The 1,792-nt window shown below is 63.3% G+C and carries 2 protein-coding genes and 1 pseudogene; all 3 read left to right on the forward strand.

Features of this window, described 5'->3' with window-relative positions; translation table 11 throughout:
• A pseudogene (locus tag EJD88_RS19220) lies at positions 1 to 305 on the forward strand (hypothetical protein); the annotation flags it as partial.
• 32 nt (positions 306 to 337) lie between these two features.
• Entirely contained in the window at positions 338 to 1,240 is a 903-nt protein-coding gene (locus EJD88_RS19225) for a hypothetical protein (RefSeq protein WP_158878765.1), read from the forward strand.
• Positions 1,237 to 1,785 carry a DNA-binding protein gene (locus EJD88_RS19230; RefSeq protein ID WP_158878766.1) on the forward strand — a complete coding sequence of 183 codons (549 nt, stop codon included), beginning with the start codon at positions 1,237 to 1,239 and terminating at the stop codon, positions 1,783 to 1,785. The genes EJD88_RS19225 and EJD88_RS19230 overlap by 4 nt, the downstream gene beginning before the upstream one ends.
• Positions 1,786 to 1,792: the final 7 nt, after the last annotated feature.

Consider the following 1,792-nt stretch of genomic DNA (forward strand, 5'->3'; position numbering starts at 1 on the left):
CGGCTATCACCGCTGGGTTTTGGTCCTCGGCCTTGGGCATGCGCCATCAGTACAGCAGCGAACTGAACGACCAACTCAATTTGACCGGTGCCGTGCTTGCTGGGCTGGACACGCTCTACGCCTGCCGTGATGAGGCTGGAGTGAGGGAGTTTCGCCCGCATACCTACGCGCAGATCCGGCAGGTCGGTGACGACTTCACTCTGATCAAGCAGCAGCTATTGCAGAAGGCATACGCACTCAAGCAACTGTTGGATGATGCGTTTAGCGCAGGTGACCTCGAAGCACTGGAGGCTGTGAAGTGGTAAGCACTCCAAGTGTTACCTGGGCGCCCGTGACCATGCGTTGGCCCGAGCAGTCCACCCAGTGGATGAGCCAGTTGGCAGCGGCGCAGGGTCTCGCCGGCGGCGAGTTGGCCGGCACGGCGAAACGCCTTGCGGGTTTGGACGGCATGACCAGCACAAACCCGGGCCCGGTGGGCAATGCAGCGAAGGGCGCGATCGAGGCCGGCCGTACAGCATTGGCCGGGCAGATGGGCGAGGCGCCGGCGTGCCTGGCCGTGACGCCGTTTCAAAGCGGGATAGGGCAGGGCCGTGGCCACCAGCGGTTTTTGTCCGCGCCGAATTTGCTGCAGCAACTGGCCGCCAAACTGGTCGACACCACTGATAGCGGCCGGCCGGCTGGACCTCAGTACGCGCTGTCACTGATGTTCCTGGGCACGCGCCTGGATCAGTTCGCCGAGACCCTGGCGCGCTTTAATGCATTGCTACCGATCCCTGACCTGGTGCGCGCCGAACGTCGGGCGCGGAACCTATCGCGCCTGGAAACTGAAAAGTGGGAGATCCCCAGCGCCGGGCCTTTGCCGCGTTGGTCTGCTCTGCCCCTGGAGCGCTGCACGCTGGTCAAAGCGGCCAAGCAATCCATGGCCGGCCAGATTGCCGTCTTGGAGAGCTACGCGGCCGACAGCTCACCCATGGGGGACTTGGCAGCGCTGGCCGGCCGTAAAGCTGCCCAGCAGCAGGACCGCAATAAGCAGTTGAACGAACTGAAAGCTTTGCTGGCCGGTGGCAATGCCGATCACAGCATGCGTGCGCGGATCCTGGGCCCGGGTGACAACAACGAGCTGCGCCGTGCGTTGTTGCAGGGTGATGCACCTGGTCACGAGTGGGTGCTATGCGCCGGCGTGTTGTTGGTCGGTTCGCGGGATGGCCTGAGCTTTGTTCGGGAGCTGGTCGGCCTATGACGCTATTACTCGACGGCCAACAGATCCTGGGCAAACGCCTGAAAATCACGGCCAACCTGCGTATTGAAAGCGACGATCTGTCGGGGCAGACCAGCAACAGCCAGACGGCACACAAGGGCTTCAAGCCCAAAACCTTGACGGTCGCGTTGATGATTCCGTTTGTTGACCAGGTGCAACTGCGCAACCTCATGCGCCTGGCCGAGGCCACGGCCGGCGGTGGCCAACTCAAGATGTACCGCATCGTCAACGACACCGCCGCCGCGTTCGGGATCCGTGAAGTGCAGTTCTCCGACGGTGTGAGCGCCCGCGAAGACGACTCTCTAAACGCCTGGCTGGTGCAGTTCACCCTATCTGAAAAACTGTCCAACCCCGAGCGGGTGGAGAACCGCCGCGCCGGCAACGGCGTCACGTCGCAATCCGGCCCAGGTTCGGCGGTTGGCGGCGGCGCCGCTGGTGGGGGCGACGGCACCGGCAAGCCCGAGGAACTGAGCGGCTTTGAACGGACCTTGAAAAAGGTCGACGACTGGCTGGCCCCCACACCATGAAACTGCA

Origin of the sequence: Pseudomonas sp. PB105 (assembly GCF_009764655.1) — a bacterium.
Taxonomy (GTDB): Bacteria; Pseudomonadota; Gammaproteobacteria; order Pseudomonadales; family Pseudomonadaceae; genus Aquipseudomonas; species Aquipseudomonas cyclaminis.